Annotated in this window: 13 protein-coding genes; 1 reads left to right on the plus strand and 12 read right to left on the minus strand. The window is 43.3% G+C overall.

All coding sequences use genetic code 11. From position 1 onward, the window contains the following. Positions 1-173: 173 nt before the first annotated feature. The 11 genes from glf to T355_RS14020 all read right to left on the minus strand — a co-directional run bounded on the left by glf (position 174) and on the right by T355_RS14020 (position 14,288). A complete protein-coding gene (gene glf, locus T355_RS0108585) occupies positions 174-1,295 on the minus strand; it encodes a UDP-galactopyranose mutase (RefSeq protein ID WP_027397399.1) in 1,122 nt (373 codons plus the stop codon). A gap of 16 nt (positions 1,296-1,311) precedes the next feature. Continuing rightward, positions 1,312-2,568 carry a TIGR02679 domain-containing protein gene (locus T355_RS0108590; protein ID WP_027397400.1) on the minus strand — a complete coding sequence of 419 codons (1,257 nt, stop codon included), beginning with the start codon at positions 2,566-2,568 and terminating at the stop codon, positions 1,312-1,314. Continuing rightward, a complete protein-coding gene (locus T355_RS0108595) occupies positions 2,561-6,724 on the minus strand; it encodes a TIGR02680 family protein (RefSeq protein WP_027397401.1) in 4,164 nt (1,387 codons plus the stop codon). Before T355_RS0108595 ends, T355_RS0108590 begins: the two co-directional genes overlap by 8 nt. 23 nt (positions 6,725-6,747) lie before the next feature. Then, positions 6,748-7,935: a TIGR02678 family protein gene (locus T355_RS0108600; protein WP_027397402.1), complete on the minus strand. Its 1,188-nt coding sequence runs from the start codon at positions 7,933-7,935 to the stop codon at positions 6,748-6,750. Between the two features lie 3 nt (positions 7,936-7,938). Next, the gene (locus T355_RS0108605) at positions 7,939-9,420 is read right to left on the minus strand and encodes a TIGR02677 family protein (protein WP_027397403.1); all 1,482 of its coding nucleotides are present in this window, start codon (positions 9,418-9,420) and stop codon (positions 7,939-7,941) included. Between the two features lie 127 nt (positions 9,421-9,547). After that, the gene (locus T355_RS0108610; protein ID WP_027397404.1) at positions 9,548-9,835 is read right to left on the minus strand and encodes a nucleotidyltransferase family protein; all 288 of its coding nucleotides are present in this window, start codon (positions 9,833-9,835) and stop codon (positions 9,548-9,550) included. A gap of 10 nt (positions 9,836-9,845) precedes the next feature. After that, positions 9,846-10,277, minus strand: coding sequence for an HI0074 family nucleotidyltransferase substrate-binding subunit (locus T355_RS0108615; RefSeq protein ID WP_231483015.1), 432 nt, complete (start codon positions 10,275-10,277; stop codon positions 9,846-9,848). Between the two features lie 282 nt (positions 10,278-10,559). After that, on the minus strand, positions 10,560-11,918 hold the full coding sequence (locus tag T355_RS0108620) for an ATP-binding protein (protein ID WP_027397406.1): 1,359 nt from the start codon (positions 11,916-11,918) through the stop codon (positions 10,560-10,562). Between the two features lie 216 nt (positions 11,919-12,134). Continuing rightward, a complete protein-coding gene (locus T355_RS14015; RefSeq protein WP_037330049.1) occupies positions 12,135-13,466 on the minus strand; it encodes a phosphatidylserine decarboxylase in 1,332 nt (443 codons plus the stop codon). A gap of 241 nt (positions 13,467-13,707) precedes the next feature. Continuing rightward, positions 13,708-14,028, minus strand: a complete 321-nt coding sequence (locus T355_RS0108630) for a type II toxin-antitoxin system RelE/ParE family toxin (protein ID WP_027397407.1) — start codon at positions 14,026-14,028, stop codon at positions 13,708-13,710. Continuing rightward, a complete protein-coding gene (locus tag T355_RS14020; RefSeq protein WP_037330050.1) occupies positions 14,025-14,288 on the minus strand; it encodes a prevent-host-death protein in 264 nt (87 codons plus the stop codon). The genes T355_RS0108630 and T355_RS14020 overlap by 4 nt, the downstream gene beginning before the upstream one ends. Before the next feature lie 39 nt (positions 14,289-14,327). On the opposite strand from T355_RS14020, the gene T355_RS15605 reads away from it, so the two are divergent. Next, a complete protein-coding gene (locus tag T355_RS15605) occupies positions 14,328-14,657 on the plus strand; it encodes a DUF4143 domain-containing protein (RefSeq protein WP_155851698.1) in 330 nt (109 codons plus the stop codon). 154 nt (positions 14,658-14,811) lie between these two features. On the opposite strand, the gene T355_RS0108640 is transcribed toward T355_RS15605, so the two are convergent. Beyond that, the gene (locus T355_RS0108640; RefSeq protein ID WP_027397409.1) at positions 14,812-17,769 is read right to left on the minus strand and encodes a flagellin; all 2,958 of its coding nucleotides are present in this window, start codon (positions 17,767-17,769) and stop codon (positions 14,812-14,814) included. Between the last annotated feature and the right edge of the window lie 28 nt (positions 17,770-17,797).

Raw genomic sequence — 17,797 nt, forward strand, 5'->3', positions numbered from 1 at the left:
AAGTTTAATCAAGAATCTAAAATGACTTTTCAAAAATAAAAAGAGGAACTCAAATGATTTGAGTTCCCTACACTCTTCGTTTTAACCTTTATTGCAGCAAGCTCAATACAGCCTGATAATATTACTTGGTTCTATCCGAGTCGAGTTTGGCCGGGTAAACTAACTCAGTTATACTATTTCTTCCCCAGCTCAGCCTCTGCCGTTTCCAAGGCCTTAGCGATAGTCACATCCATATCGTAATAGGAATATGTACCCAGGCGGCCGCCGAATACTACATTAGTCAGCTTAGCTGCCTCTTCCTTATAACGGGCGTATAATACACTGTTCTTCTCATCATTAACAGGATAATAAGGCTCATCACCCTTTTTCCATTCGGAGGAGTATTCCCTTGAAATAACAGTCTTCGGCAATTCGTTGCCATTTTCATCTTTGCCAAATTCAAACCACTTATGCTCAATTATTCTGGTCCAAGCCGTCTCCCGGTCGGTGTAATTCACTGCCGCATTTCCCTGAAAGCTTGGCTTATTAAGCAGCTCATTTTCAAAGCGAACAGAACGATACTCCAAGGTTCCCAGCTTGTAATCGAAAAATTCATCTATTGGACCTGTGTAAATAATCTTTTCAGCCACCTGCTCATAGTCGGAGCGATGCCTCAGATAATCCACTCCAAGACGCACCTCAATACCATCAAGAAGCTTTTTTATGAGCTTGGTATAGCCACCCATAGGAATCCCCTGATAGAGGGCATTGAAATAATTATTGTCGTAGGTGTAGCGCACTGGAAGTCGCTTAATTATGAAAGCAGGCAAATCCTTGCAATCACGCCCCCACTGCTTTTCCGTATAGCCTTTAATGAGCTTTTCAAAAATATCACGGCCCACCAGGGAAATGGCCTGTTCCTCCAGATTTTTAGGCTCACCCTTTATCTCCTGACGCTGCTCAGCAATTTTTGCCGCCGCTTCCTCAGGAGTCACCACACCCCACATTTTATTGAAGGTGTACATGTTAAACGGCAGAGAATAAATCTCCCCCTTGTAGTTAGCCACCGGAGAATTGGTGAAGCGGTTAAACTCCCCAAATTTTGTTATATACTGCCAAACCTTTTTATCATTGGTGTGAAAAATATGGGCGCCGTACTTATGGACATTAATGCCCTCCACCTTTTCAGTGTATACATTGCCCCCAATATGATCCCGCCGGTCGATAACCAATACCTTTTTCCCTGCTTCCTTGGCCTGCTGGGCAAACACAGCCCCAAAAAGGCCAGAGCCTACTATTAAATAATCGTATTTCATAAGATAATCCCTTCTATTAAGTCAACTCATGTACCATTTTATCCAGTAAGCTTTCCTGATAAAGAACCTTTTTACATATACTCATTTCCTGAACCAAGTGTACCAGTTTAGGATGCACAAGGGAAGGCAGCTTTTTCAGTCTCCCCTCCGGCAAGTCGGTAACTGCTTCTTTGTAATCCTCCACTGACATATGCCACAATTCCACGTTATCATAACGTGACAAAATATGCTGGGCTATACTGATACCTTCCGGATCCAAATCGCCAGCATAAAGGATTTTCGCCCCACTCCTGCCAAGACCATCAAGAATAGCCCAAGAGGCCGCCTTAAGCTGACCATGAAACGCTATCAAGGGACGGACCTTGCCTATAGCTGTCAATGTATCCAGCAAAGCAGAAAATATTCCTGAATTTTCCACAATATAAACAGGTGTATCTATTCCACCTACAGGCTCTATTTTATGGGCCTGAATTATTTCCCGCAAAGGGATGTTTAACGGAGCAAATGATTTGGCACTCTCCCGCCAATAGGTAATTTCTTCCCCGTTTTCCCTATAGGCCACCAAACCGTACACCGTGGCAAAATTTAATATATCGTCCCGAATAACATGATATTGATATAATAAGCTGGTTCGCTCATGAGCTGCCACTGGCAAAGTGGAGCCACTGATAAAGGCCATGGCCTGTAGCAGCAGCCGTCCGGCGGGCTGGTCAAAATCAAAGGCATGGGGATTGCCAGTGGCCCGATTGGCTAATACTGGCAACCGTTCATATACATTGGTAATAAGATCAAGACCAGTTGCCACATCATTCAGCAGCTCAAAATTGTAATATAATACCCCTTGGGACAACCTTAACTGACCATTTTTAAGGGCATATAGCCATTTTGCAGCCAATTCGGAGGAATGGGCGTCCAAAAGCTGGTCAAGAATCAGCTGACGTTTATCATGCTGTTGTCGACGTTCTTCCTGCTTGCTTACAAAATTGTCTGGCAACAACGATAATATAAACTTCTGTAGGTCAATCCCCTCAAAGCGGGTTTTAGCCCAGGCACTGGAAAACTCCCGAAAGGACACTCTGTCCTGCCCCTTAATTTCACGCCGCAGAAAGGCCCCCAAATCCCGCTGTTCCCTGTCTGATAACTGACTTAGGCTGGCAATACCACCGAAATGGCCCAGACTACGATATTTATGAGAAAAGGACCTCACCAGCCTTAGGAGGACCGGATGGCTATTAAAATATTTGATTGCCTCTTCCTGTAAACCATCATCCATTTGCTGTATCCTCCATCATTACCTGCTTGGTATTGCCATCCCAATGGTAGCCCAACACCGAAACGTAATTGGCATTGAGAGGCCGGAGCAATTCATATATATTCAGGCTTGGCACCACATCATAATCCCCCCATATCGCCTGGGAATTCATAATGTAATTAAAGCCCATTTGCTCCACCAATCTAAACATATCCCGCATATTTTGCTCATCTCCCCCGGCAAAGGCCTCATCCAGAGTAATAAGCCGCGGTGCATCCTTCCCGGCATCCAAATACCGGGAATAGGCTGCAGAAAACAGTGGCACATACATAGCCATGGCCTTTTCACCGCCACTAAGCCGGAAAAAGGCCTTATCCGTAAGCTCCCGTCGCTTTATTTGTTCTCCCTTATCATAATACAGACGGAATCTAAACCACTGGCGATAATCCAATTGCTCCTTCACAGAAGCCTGGAAGGCATCGGCATCCTTTTCCATGATTTCCGCCGCCTCCTGGGCCTTTCTGATGCGGTAGGAAAAATGCTGCTCCAATCGCTGCATATCCTCTTCCTTCATCAGCTCCGGATCGCTGTGAAGCAACTCCACAAGCTCTGCCGTATCCAGCTCATCCTCGTCGTCGCCTATTAATGGCTTCCACTCCAGTCTAAACCTTAGGGCACTGGATGTTTCACTCTTATCCATAAGCTTATTCATCTTCTTTATCCAGTCCTCAGCACCATATATTCTTTCGCTGATGGTACGACCAATACTGTTGAGAATAATCTCCTGATAAATTTGCTTATCCTGCTCCGACAACAAATTTTCCTGCTCCAGCAAATGTTTTTTTAGCTGCTCCAGCTGCTCGTAGGGACTTAATCCCTTGCCACCTATATCAGTAACCGCCAGTTGACGAACGGCATGATCCCTTAGGGCTTCCCAAGGAGGTAAAAACTGTTGCTCCTCCTCAGGGGAAAGGGGAATAAATTCTCCCACATCATCCATGGCCTCCCGTAGAGAGAAGCGATATTCAGCAATTTCATCCCTATGCTGCGCATATTGATTTTCCACCCGTTGCGCCAACGAATGAAGACTTTGGGTCGCACGACTTTTCTGACGGTCCTGAATTATTTTCCGCAAATCCTTCTTGTCCCCCGTAAAAAAGCCCCGTTGCAGCTCGGCCTGTAAAAGGTCATTCCACCTTTCCCTCAGCTGTCTATAAACAGTCTGATGCCGGGTCAAAAGATTTAACTCGATGGTAATATTGGTTTTATTCCTTTCGTTTTCCCCCTCCAACCTAGAGGCCGTCATCAGCTCCTGAGGTATTTTGCCCAACCGGGAAATAACCGCACTAATGCGGGCCTCAACAGCAGCTGCATCCATGACCTCCAGCTGTCTGGTCAAGGCCTCGATGGTTTTCTTTAACTGCAAAATAGTAGTTTCCTGATTTTGCAGCTCACCCTTCAATATATCCACTTCACCACTGACATATTCCACATCCTGCTTGTGCTGACTTAGCAGCTCTGCCGTATGGGCATAGTCAGCCTGCAACAGGGTTAGGCTGTTATATGCCTCCCCGTATTCATTCATAATGGCCAATGCTTCCTCATAGGCTTGGGCAGAAAATCCTAATGCCGTTTCTCCCCGCATTTCCGTTATATCCAACCGTTCCCGTCGCAGCTCCAAAGTTAGCTTTTTTTGCTGCTCATCCTTTTCCTGAAGGCGAAGCCGCTGTTGCTCTATTTCATTGGCCTTACCCCTGGACTTATCATAAAGCTGCTGGGCTTCTTGATGGGATGGAAATTCCAGCTTTGCCCGACCTAATTTTTCATTCTTCAGCAGCAGCTCCTGCTCCCGGCACTGTTGCCTGGTTAACTGGTCAGTCAGTCCAGCTATTTCCTGCTCCTTAGTCTCGATTTGCTGGCGACGATACCTTTCCCGGGCCTGCTTGCCGATAAATAACGCCTCTGACCGCTCAGCAGCCCGTCCGGCAATGCTGCCCAGACAATAACCTCCCTTTTCCAGATTCAAGGCAGTGCCACCATGGGAGGGATACAGATTATCATCCACCACAATACTGGACAGAATATCGGCAATACGGGCTGATGACAGACCGCTATCCCCAGGAACAGGCTCCAAATAATTAATCAGAGAATCCGCCAGCATGACCACTTCACCACTAAACAGCACATTGCCCCGCATATTATCCGGCAGTTTATTGGCCATTTCATTGGTTTCCAGAATAATGGCATTTAACAGGCCAGCCTCCAATAAAGCCGATTCCAGGCGTTCACGGACATGAGCCGGAACCTGGGACCGAAATTCCGTAGCCTCATATAAAGGTAGAAAGGCAATATTATTTTCCTTAAGAGAGGCTCTGGCCAGCTTATAAGCCTCACCTAGGTCCGGTTCCGCCTCCTTCTTCTCCCGCAGGAGGCGCAATTCCTCCCTCTCACTGGCTAAATTTTCTTCAAGATGCTGAATATCGGCCCGCACCTGGCCTATGGCACCATCTAACTCCCGCTGATGGTGGCTGACCACATCACTTAAATGCTTTTCCACCTCCAGCCATTGACTGGAGGAATACAGCTCCCGGAGACAGCCCACCAACTGGTTTTCCTGCTCCCCAGTAAAGGAAATAACCTCCTGCCAGCTGGTTTTCCATTCATAAAAAGCCTTAATAATGTTTTCCCGTTCCCGCTCCAGTGCCTCCATTAATTGCTGATATTCGTAGGAATACTGGTCGAGACGCTTATTTTCTTCACCCAGCTCCTGTTCATTTTGCTGAACCCGTTGCTGAATATTTTCGTAGGCCAACAGCCTTTTGTGCAGCTGCTGTAAGGTCTTAATATGATTTTGCCGCTCATTGCGCCACAGCATAAAATGACCAGCGGCATCTTTATCAGTTAGCTTAAAGCCATGACTGATGGCTGCATGGGCCGAAAAATTCGCCTCCTGTGCCAGACCTTCTAAATTATCCAACACCTCAGCCACCTGCTCTTCCACCTCAAATAGCTTATATTCCTCGGCTTTAACCTGTTCCGATAAGGACAGCTCCCGTCGCCGCTTATCCGACAGCATCTGTTCCCGATGACTCCGCTCCCGTTCTTCACGTTCCAGCGTCAGCTGAGTCTCCTTTTTCTTCTCTGCTGCTTTATATGCCTCATTTTCCTGCAAATCAGACTGCTCCTGGCGCAAGGTCCGTTCCTCCACTGCCAGCTCCTGTTGTTTGTTTCTGGCATTTTCCGCCTGCTCTGAAGCCTTTGCCAGTAATTCCCGTTGCTGCTGCTCCTTATGTTCCAGATTGTTCAGTATATCATCGCATCTGTCTACTCCCATGGCCCGTTCAGCCAATACAGCTGTGTTATAGGTGGTATAAGCATTACAAATAGCCTGAAAGGCCCCCTGCTCCCGCTTTAGCTGTTCGATGGCCAGGCGGGTTTTCTCCATATTTTCCAGGGTTTCCGCCAACGGGCGCAAATCATCATCAGAAAGGGTTGGCAAGGAACCATTTAAGATTTCATATATTACACTTGGCTTGAAATCCCGGGACAATTTAGGGCTTCGTAGCTGAATCAGCAGCTTCATAAGCTCCTCATATTTCTGGATATCCTTGTAGCCAAAGATATATTGATTTACCATGGCCATATATTCCCGCTGTTCCGTAGTCACCCGACCATCCTGGCCAATGGCGTTTTCCAATTCCCTTTTCGTCAGGGGTAGCTTTTGCTCCTGGCCATTTTCCGGATTTTTGCTGACGTGATACAGCTGAATATCATGACCTATACGGCGGCCATTTTGCAATATAAAGCCCCAAAAATCCACCTTGGATGAGCCACGGCGGGCATGAAGTCCCATGCCAGTAGTAATATATTGGTCGCTGTTTTCCCGCTTATATTCCAAAAACAGATAGCCGGTACGCTCATCATAATCGCTTATTTCCTTTTCCCCCAACAGATAATCATCCATGGTACGTGACTTGGAGCCAAAGCTATCCAGCCTGTCCGCCCGTTTCACCCCATCCAGCAGAACAGTCACCAGACTTTGCATGGTTACTGATTTACCAGAGCCGTTACTGCCCCGCAGCAGCAGTCGGCCATCGGCAAAATAGAATTCCGCCTCATCGTAATACCAATAATTTAAAATACCCGCTCTATACGCCTGCCATCTATTTTCACTCATTCTTCGTCCCCCGATTTGCTCTTTTACTTTTTGCCAGTATAATCCGCAGGATATACCCCTTCATGGCGAAACAGAGCCGACTGCACAGTAATCAGACCATCTTCATCGACCTTCACCATACCCCAGGAAGTCATTTCCTCCAGCAATCTTTCTGATAGGCGTTTCAAACTCATCTCACGATACTCCTTTGTCCAGCCGGCTTTAGTATTTTTAGATAACTGCTCCAAATGCCCTTGCCATTGATTAATAGTCATGGCCTGTTTCACCTGCTCTGGAGAAAGCTCTCGTAAATAATGGGATAAGTGCAAAATAATATCGTGAATTCCACGAAAACGTACAGGAAATACGTCATTAAACCAAGTGGACTGCTCATGGGATACCGCCATAACCCCATTTTGATACAGCTCCAAATGAAGACCAAACCAATCCTGAATAATCTCCTCAAGCCTGCCCCATCTGTTGCGCAAATAGGCAAAGTCAGCCTCATACTCCCCCTGGCGATAAAACACCGGCTTCAATAACAATTCCCGATAAATCCGATTGCGACGATGACGCAGGGATCGGGCCTCCTCATTAGTGTCCGTGACGTAATCAGCCTCCAGCAAATCCTGCCATGAAACGTAATCCGACAGTTCCTTTGGAAATGACCGCAAAAAATAGCGGGCCAAATTAGTTACCTCATATAACGCCTCACCCGCAATAGCCCCATCGGCATTAAAGCCTTGACTTATAAATCCCGTGCTTTCATCGTCCACAATATTTATAATGCCTTCCTCCGCCAAAAAATTCAGCACTCTTATAAGGGACTTGCGCCAATTATAGGATTCCCAATTCAATCGTGGTGTATGAGCTTCCTGAGGATAGTAGGCCAACAGGGCCTCCGCCAAATCACCTAACAAAAACTGTCCCCCGGATTCATACTCCTCTAAAAAAGCCATCACACAGGCCAACAGAACATAATCCTCTATGCTTTGCATGGCAGCTATCCCCATAAAGCCCCATGGATTGGCAGGGATTTTTTCCAGCTTATAAAAATTCGCCGTTACCAATAGTGGCCAGCCACATTTTTCACGAAAAAATTGCCGTAGTGCTTTCTCATTACGGCGTATCAACAAATATTCATCCGGCATTTCCCGACGGCTAACCCAACGATTTTCCAGCAAAATCTGGGCCCCCCGCCGCAGCTCCTCCTGCTCACTAGCCTCTACCATAAATCACTGCTGTCCTTTCCTAATATAAAACTTCATGGCCGGCATGGAAAAATTCCCATCATCACAGTGAAGCACAATGGAAGCAGGATTTTGTTTATCGTAAGCCAGCTCAACCAAGGTGCCCAGCTCAGTGCGGACAGGATTTCTGTGCAATGCCCTTGCTACCCACCCAAGGAGAATCTGCCTTACCTCCCGACTTAGCACCGGCAAATCAGCAAAATCAATGACTCCATCTGAAGCAAGGTCATTTATGGTTTCCACCAATTTTCTTTGCTCGTCCAAATAGGCCTGTCGCACCGCGCTTTTTGCCTGTCCATGATCCCTGATCGGCACCTGACGCTGACGTTCCCGGTAGGTGCTCACCCTGGGCTTAAGCTCAAGGCGAGTTGGTGGCTCCTCCTCAATATGACTGTTCAGGTCCTCCATTTCCCGACTTTCCACATAAAAATGACGTCCGCCTGCAGGTCCAAAAACAATCGCGCTTAAGCAGTCAGCCTCATTCTTGGTATTAACCTGGGAAAACCAATGGGCCAAATGCAGGTACTCCGCCTTGCGGCTGCGGGAAACCTGCCTTTGCTCCGCTAAGCGTTGGGCGAATTTGGTAATACGGCGAATGGTATCCACCGTCTCCTTGGACAGCACCGACAGCTCACTTTCCCGATAATTGGTGCCCATAAACCATTCCCGCATAACCAAAAAGCTTTCCTGAAAATCATCAAAATATTCTTGGGCACTTTTTTCCTCACCCAAGCGGGGTATGGATAACTGATAATCCGTCAGCCGCTGAAACAGGCTATCTTCCAGCTCTGAATTACTGCCTTTGAATAAATTCTCCATTTTCTGAGCTGAACGCTGCAGCCCGATGACGAAATTCTGCAGATATTGAGTAAAACGGTCCTTGTATACTATAAAGGCCACTGTCTGCATCCGTTCCTCCACCTTGGTGCTTTTTAAATGGGCCAGATAATCAGAGGAGTTTTCCACCAGTGTATGAAAATAATGCTGTAAATCCTTCCAAATCTGATGCAGCTCCTCATCAGTTACCGGATTATCCGGTATCAAAAATTCCCGTAATGCCCGTAGAATGCGATCAAACTGGGTGGTCTCCAGAGAACCGCTAAATTCCTCGCCAATGGATTTAAGCTTTTCCACCATGCGCTCTATCTCTACGGTATATGGCGTACACTGATAGCGATATCGCTTCTTCTTAAAATCCACTATGGTTTTGGCCCTACTGGTCTCCTGATGGGGAATTAGGTTTTTCCAGCCCACCAATGTGGCCAGATCTTGCTCCAGCTGCTCAAAGGAATACTCCCGAAAATTAGGATCTCGCTTTAATTCATGAAATATATCCTCGGGATAAACATAGGTCTGCATGTGCTCATGGCGCTCAAAACAAAAATGCAATATTGAGCGATAACGCCAGGTATTTTCCGTATTAAGATAGCTTATTTCGGAAATTCGCCGATAATCCTGCTCGTCCATTTATTCTCCTATCATAAAAAACTCTTTCATAGCCTTATAGCAGAGAGATAGTGTAACACATAACGATCACATTTTCGTCATTAAAACTACTGAACCACACTCGTACAGCAGTATATTCCTGCACGTATCATTCTTCGTATAGCACAACTCCGTCCCGCTTTATCGACTCCAGTAAGTCCTCATTACATGGCTCATCCAAGTCCACCACATCAAACATCAATAACGTAGGGACTATGTCAGATTCATCAACATCCAGAGTAAAGCGGACTCTATCTCCACCGGATATGGCCAAATCAATATCGCTGCGCTCCCAATTATCACCACGGGCGCGGCTGCCAAATAAAATCACCTTTTTTACTCCACATTTCCTGGCAAGCTCTATTATCTTATCCTTAACCTTTTCAGGCAAATTCATTGCCGGCACCTCACAACCAATTTTCAATCAACTCTTGACGTAGTTTTTCAAACATAACTATAAATTTGCTCTGGGTGTCTTTTATTATGGACAATGCTATTTCATCACTATAGGAATGCACCACATTATTTCGTGCCCTTAACGCCGCGCTCCAAAGCTCTTCATCATCAATCATTTCAGCCTGAAAGGCAAGCTTAATTATGGCATTAGGTGAACCTAATTTCCGTTCTCCATAACCATTAAATTCCAACCGCTCCTTCATAGCCTTCCATGCCTGTTCAAAACAAATCTCAAACAAAGACACCATTCCAGCCTCAGTAATGGTATCATAGGGTGGTGTTTTTCCTTCAATTGTTTTTAAATTATCCAATGCTTTAAGGAAATTACAAACTTTTTTATGAATATCCGGTTGCAAATCAACCATTTGCTTTTCTTCAAACATATATTTTCCCTTTCATCCAGTTCACTATACACTGTATAGCTCCATTATATCTGGATCTTTTTTCAATTATACCGATTTATGGAAATAATATAGCTTACGGCCCATTTTCCCAAAGAAATCAGCAAGTAAAATCTCAAAAATAACTCTATTTTATCCTAATAAAGCGACAAGACTTTTTCAAGGGACTTTTATGATAATATTGCGACTTTTAAAAACGACTTTTATGCCCATAAGGTGATTTTTATAGAATTCTATCATCCTCTGGCGTACTCCTGCAAAAGATCAAAGGCATATTGTCATATACGGCGGTATACAAATTATTCCATCATTAACTACCAAGTTTCTTGGATGAATAACATAGCATTCGCCTATCCGTTTTTGATATTTTTCTCTAAAACGTTTCAAAGAATTCGCCTGATACCTTTTTCCTGACTTTACCTCAATAGGATATATTTTATACTTCATTTTGCTATTATTCGAAATAATGAAATCTATTTCCATATCATTTCTGTGCTTTTCATTAGAATAATGGGTGTAAAAATATAATTTATGACCATTAGCCGTAAGCATTTGCGCTATCGCATTTTCATAAAGCATCCCCGAATTAATCGAAAGCTTGTCATTTAGAATCTGATTATATACCTCATCTTCAAGAAGCTCATTTTCATTAAATGCATGGCTTAGCAAAAGGCCTGTATCTCCCATGTAGCATTTCACATAGGTACGAACCTCATTAATTGCCAACCCAACATTAGGGTCGTTGCATAAAAAACACTCATTGGAAATCATAGAATCAGACAGCCAGAAAAAAGTGTCACTATACTGCTCTGCATAGCTTCCCTCAACTATATTCTTGAATACCACTCGTTTTTCATGCTGCGATAAAAGGCCTGGTATCTGGTCGAAAATCGCCAACACTTTGCTTCGGTATGCAGATTTAATTTTCATAATATCGTTACGGTATAGTTTTAAAATATCTCTTTTTTCAATGTCCGCCGCCGAAAAATCTTTGCCTTGTGACACAAAAAGAACCACTGGCTTTGGCATTCCACCAATCAGAAGATATTGTTTAAATAGAAGCATCGCCTTGTTGTGCATTCCCCTATCCAGTGGCACCCTTTGTTCAAAACAAGTCCTTATGTACTGAATTAATGGTTCCTCACCTAATGCCCAGGCAAATTCCTCCAAATCCAAAGGATACATTTTTATGCTTCTTTCCTCGGACGGAATTACTATATCCTTAACATTTTCCTTTACGGAAATTAATGATCCCGTTTCAATATAATCATATCTGCCATCAGCCACCAAATATTTAATTGCCGCCCTAGCTTGCGGAAACATTTGAACTTCATCAAAAATAAACAATGTATCACGATTATGTAATTTTACTCCAAAATGCGTGGAAAGCATCATAAACAGTGTATCCAAATCGCTCAAATACTTATTAAAATATCCCTCTACCGTTTTATCTTGTTTGGCAAAATCAATAAGCACATAGCTACTATATTCATTTTTGCCAAATTCTTCACATATTGTCGACTTCCCTATTCGCCTGGCACCTTCAATCAGTATTGCCTTTGTGCCTCTGGTCTCTTTCTTCCAAGCAAGCAATTTTTCATATATTTTGCGCTTTAAAACCATGCTCTCCTCCAATTATACGCATATAATTGAATTATCATTTCTTTGATTATACGCAGTTTACCACGTTATTTGATTATACGCAAGTATATAATCCATATAATAACTTATTATACATACGTAAATATCATAGTGCGTCCATGCTGGGCGCACCACGAACAGTGGAGGGCGCAGATGCCCCCCGCTGTTTCAATGAGCCACTGGTTAGACCTTAGCTGGTTATTTACCCAAAAATCTCCCATATTCTTCCCTACAGAAGACATGACGATAACCTGCGGAATAACCGCCTTTTTCACCTTTACCTACAGACAGTTTAAAACCGGATTTGCCTTCAAACAGCATTACACAGTCAGAACCGCCGAATAAGAAATAGCCCAGCTCGTCCCCCTTTTTCACTTTTGTCCCAGGCTTTATGGTTTCAATAAAATTAACACTGGAAACCTGCCCCATCCCCACTGGAATAACGGCCACCATTCCATAGTCTGTCTTTATAAGAACACAGCCTCTTGTTTCCACACTTTGCCATGAAAGGGAATTTGATTCCAAAACATACAACTCTTTATTCTTGTCCCAATAAACAATTCCTCCAACCGCATTGGCATAAGGAATTTTATATACTGCTTCAACGACTCCGGACACAGGGAAATGATATCTGTGATAATCATCATAATTTAGATACGTATGTGTCAATATTCCGTTGTGAAATAATTTCGCGTACTCAGCTCCCGGCTCCCCCAGCAGCTGCTCAACAGACACAAAAGTGGAATCCTTAATTATTACACCGTCTTCCCTTTTAATAGAATCAGCATAGAACCTTCCGGATTCATCGATATTCCACACGCCCTGGGGAAGGGAATCCGCAGGTGAAACAATAACCCTATCGTCGTTAGGTTCGGCAATCGGACGGGAATTTCCATTTGACAGCTTTCTGGAGAAAAATTCGTTGAATGAATGCCAGTTATCCGGTGATTCATACCAACCCTTATCAAGATTCCAGGATGGGTCCCGAATAAGCATATCCAAATACTCCTGTTTCCACGATGCTTCTGAATCCAGGAAATCCCGCCATGTATTGTTGTACTCTGTCAACCACGTGTATATTGGTTCAAGGTATTCTACAGACGGATAGAACAGCTCTTTGTCCTTAAGCTCTTCCAGTGGTTGATCCAAAAGCCAGTACACATAGAGGATGCTTTGATCACATTTTGTGGAAAAGTTTCCGTATCGTTCCTCTGGCATGATATTCCAAGGCATGCAGGTTACTGTATAGTCCAGGAAACCATAGAGCTCATTCAAAGATTGTACTGGATTGGTTTTCCTGTCCGGATTGATAATTGATGCCTGTTTAATAGACTTTTCCACCAATATTCGTATGTCAGGATTGTTAATCATTACCTCCCTAAAGCTTGTGGAAGCTTTTGGCCTCCCTACAGCCGTCGAAATACCTGATGGTGGTTCAGCTTGCGCAGCTATAGCCTCGCTTATCCACAGCGTACTCATTGCCAGCAATAAAGTACAAAACCATATTGCCACAAAGTTTTTCCTTTTCATAATAAAATCCTCCTCATGTAATCTTGCGACATCTCTTTAACACTCCGGTTTTATCAGTTTTTCATAATTATATAATTATCTAATGTCTGCTGAATTATACCTTGTCCTATACAATTCTATTATCCCACAGCGTAATCCTGCAAAAAGAGGATATTTCTTTCCGGCTGCGCCAAATTTCGGGCAAAAGAAAACTGCTGCACTCTTGTACAGCAGAACTAAGACTATTCCTTTAACTATCGACTTATTCTTCCGTTCTAAAATTCAATTTTCGCATATAGTCGCTTGCACCATAAAGGACTCTATCAACAAGTATTTCACTTTTATCTAAGCGGTAAAATGCAATGTAGACCTTATATGTAACAAAATAATACCCCGTAAAGCCATTTTCATAATATAGTGGGGAGCCAGACCTTGAATAATCCGCCTTAGCTTCAATTTTTTCTATAACCTCATCCATATATTTTTGAGTTATCTCAAAATCATTTGATGCGTCAAGCACCTCTCTCCATACACGGTCGAGATCACGGAGCGCAGTTGGTGAATATTTTATAACATGTTTCATGGACGCTTACCACGGAAATATGCTCGTACATCTTCAGAGGAAATATATCCTTCTTCCTCTCCAGAGCATCGTCCTTCATTTAATTCACACATGAGCCTTAGCATGGCCTTGGTTTTTTCGAATTCTTCATCTTCTGCTATATCGCGAATTGTATATCTCCCCCGACCGTTTACGGTCAAATGTACTGGAGAGCCAACAGAGACTTTATCCAATATTGTATTATAATTGCGCAAATCTGAAACTGGACTGATATTAGCCATATACTCACACCCTCTATTTTTTCTTTAATAGTATCATTCATGACTATTTTACGCAATATTTTAAGAAAAATTATTCGACTTAAAGAAAACTGCTGCACATTTATAGATTCCAGCAAGTCCTCATTGCAAGACTCATCCAAGTCCACTACATCAAACATTAACGCTTGCTCTTTACGATTATTTGTACATCCCAATGTTGATTTAATCGCAAATGCAGCTGGTATTGACACCCGCACCTGTAAAAAATGGATTTCCGTGCTGGAAACCTCTGGCATCATATATCTTCTACAACCTTATATGGCAAAAATATCCAAACGAATCATCAAAGCACCAAAAATATACTTCTTGGATACAGGTCTTTGCTCGTAAGGCGTTGCCTCAAATAAACCGAAAAAAAATTTCTCTGTACTAAAAAAATATGACCAGGACATCCAGCCTGGTCTTGTAATTGATACCTGTGACAAAATCCGCCCCATAAATGAGGAAGCATGGACTTATCCAGTCTATATGTTAGGATTGTAAGTTATTGCAACAGACTCAATACATTGCTGCTGTTTTGGTTGGACTGGCTAAGCATGGTCTGGCCAGCCTGGGACAGAATCTGGGCTGTGGCCAGCTCCAAAGAGCTCTTTGCCATATCTGCATCACGGATAACGGACTCGGCTGACATGGTGCTTTCCTGATCTGTTATAATATTTGCTTCCGCAAACTCCATGTGAACTATTTGGGCACCTATAAGGGTATTGGCATCAATAAGATACTGGAGTCCCTTGTCCAAGGTTCCTTCCACTTTTGGCGGGCCATCTGTCCCTAAAAGCTTCTCTCGCTTTTCAGATGTGAGGACGCTGTAGTCCTCCAAGGAATAGGTTCCTACTTTGTAGCCAAATATATGGTCCATGGTGGTCTGTGGAATCCGCACATGGATATTGGCACTGGAGCGATCTGTGTGATGAATAACTAGGTCGTTGACATATACATTACGCTTGGACTGGATTACGTTATCCATTACACCGTCAGCAATCTTGGCACCAAAAGAGTTTGCTGTATACCTAGAAGCATAATTTCCCCCCTTTACATTGAACAGACGATTGTCATAGATAGTCAATGTTCCCTCATCATAGTCTGCAGCAACATGAAAAAAATGTTTGTATGTACTGGTAAGCCAATTCTCCAAGCCTTGTGGATTTCTGTTACCGTCACCTTCATATATAGTTTTCAGCAAAGACTCTACATCAGTAACGTCAGCTACGTCCACCACAAATGTCTTTATATCCAGAGTCTCTGTACCACTGGCTGGACGGTCGTCATCATCAGGACTTATACCATTGACAAACTGTACATTTACCCATTGAGATTTATCTGTGGCACAATAAAATCTTATCCCCTTACCATCAAGGGTAGTAGGAATGTCCTTGCCGGCAAGGGCAGTAGCAAAATCAATAGTATAATCTCTAAGACTTGGCTCCTTGAAAATTATAGCCTGGCTATTTCCTGCTGTTCCAGGTGTTGTTGCTTTAATTTTCACCCCTGTAATTTCATCAGAACCATTTTTTATTACCTCTGACAAAACTGAACCTACCTTTGAAGTTATGAGATTAGCAAAAGCCTCCGCAACGGTTTGACCAGACGCCACACTTTCACGGACAGTATTCAAATCCACCTTGGTCGAGTTTCTAAGCTTGGCTATACTGTCCACAGAAGGAGCTTTCCCCGTATCAATGAACTCATAGTTATAAGAACCATAACTAGCAGGATAGTCATAATTATAATACTCATCCCCATAATTATATGCACTATGAAGAAATGCCTTTCCAACAAGTTTTTCTATGAGTTCATTAGCTTTGCTTACGTCAGACACTTTATAATCCGCTAAATCCCAATCCCAATGAGCTGTTTCACCATTTGTTGCCTCCGTTACCAGCGTAGCATCAGCTAGTGCAGTAGCTGATGAATAGGTAGTGCTACTTTTAGATGAAGCAGAAACTGTTTCTGTGGCACCATAATTATCACCAGAGGTTCCTGCGACTAACGATGTCAATTTCATAGAACCATTAGAAAATTCTACCTTCATGCCACCATAAGAACTATTTCCAAAAGAAAAGCTACCAGCCGGGCAATTTTTACCTACAGTATAGTAATATTGCCCCTTAGTTGAATCCCGTTGAGGGGCACTAGTTCCATCGACAAATACCAAATACGCAGTATAAGAGCCAGCAGTTAAAGTAATCCCTGATCCTGCTGGCACACTACTTATGTCTTTTGTAATAGTTGCATAAGTAGCTGGAGTAACCAGCACAGAGGTCGGAGTCGTCATATCAGTAGTCGGATCATACACGTCTATTGTATCATAAACTGCATTTTTGCCCTGAGTGCCATCACCAAGCTTAAAATTCCCTAATCCCGTTGCTGGTGCTGCGTCCCTATCATAACCAGTCGTGGACGTTCCACCTGTCTTTGTAATGCCGGTTACATTATAATAGTTTGTATTGTTGGTAGCAGTACCGGTATCCTTGGTTGTAAAAGTCACCTTTTCGCCAGAAGCACTGGCAGTATAATAACCGCTCAAATTCGAATTAACTCTGCTGGCTATAGCAGAAGCGATTTGTGATTTATCCATACCAGATATGTTTATTGTTGCAGCACTACTAAACTTTTTGCTTGAATCTGTTGTAAGAACATAATCAGCATAAGTCGAACTACTACTGCTATATTTATATCTTACCCGAAATGCTGTATTATCCAAAGCAGACACATTATAGCTGGACAAATCCAATTCCTTTACATTCGCTGTATTGGCTGTACCTCCATGAAAAGTAGATTGTGAAGTAGTAGTGGTAGCTGCCGTATCATGTCCTGGAATGGTTGTTGCACTAATTCGATTTACATTATATCCATCATAAGCATATTTTTCAGTAGTAGAAGCAGCAGTTCCAAATGTATCAAAAGGTCCTGGCTCTTCATCTAAATCCCCCAAAACATTAGGTATCAAATCCAAGCTGTCACTGTCTTCTACCAACACAGCATAATCAAGTACTTCCCAGCTCTTCACCACTTCCTGGACAGTATTCCCCAGCAATAACAGTTTCTTATTAAAGGTCGTCTCAGCAGCAATATCATTTATCTCATCATAATACTGGCTGATTTCCTTCTGAATAATCATCCTGTCAGTATCCGTATTGGTATCATTATGCGCGTCAATAACCTTCTCTTTTATAGTACGGAGAAGGTTAATCTGGCTCTGTATTGCTCCCTCGGCTGTCCGAAGCATAGAGGCACCATTTTTTACATTGGCTTCGTCCTGCCCCAAAGCACGGATGCGAACCCGCATTTTCTCAGATATAGCAAGACCAGAAGCATCGTCTCCAGCATTGCGTATCTTTTCACCCAAAGCTAACTGGGCGGAGGCCTTATCTTTCTTCTTAGTATTCTTATGTAGTTCTCCCAGAATCATATTAGAAGAAATATTATTGACAATGCTCATTTTAACCACTCCCAAAATAGAAATATCC

Origin of the sequence: Anaerovibrio lipolyticus LB2005 (assembly GCF_000621545.1) — a bacterium.
Taxonomy (GTDB): domain Bacteria; phylum Bacillota; class Negativicutes; order Selenomonadales; family Selenomonadaceae; genus Anaerovibrio; species Anaerovibrio lipolyticus_A.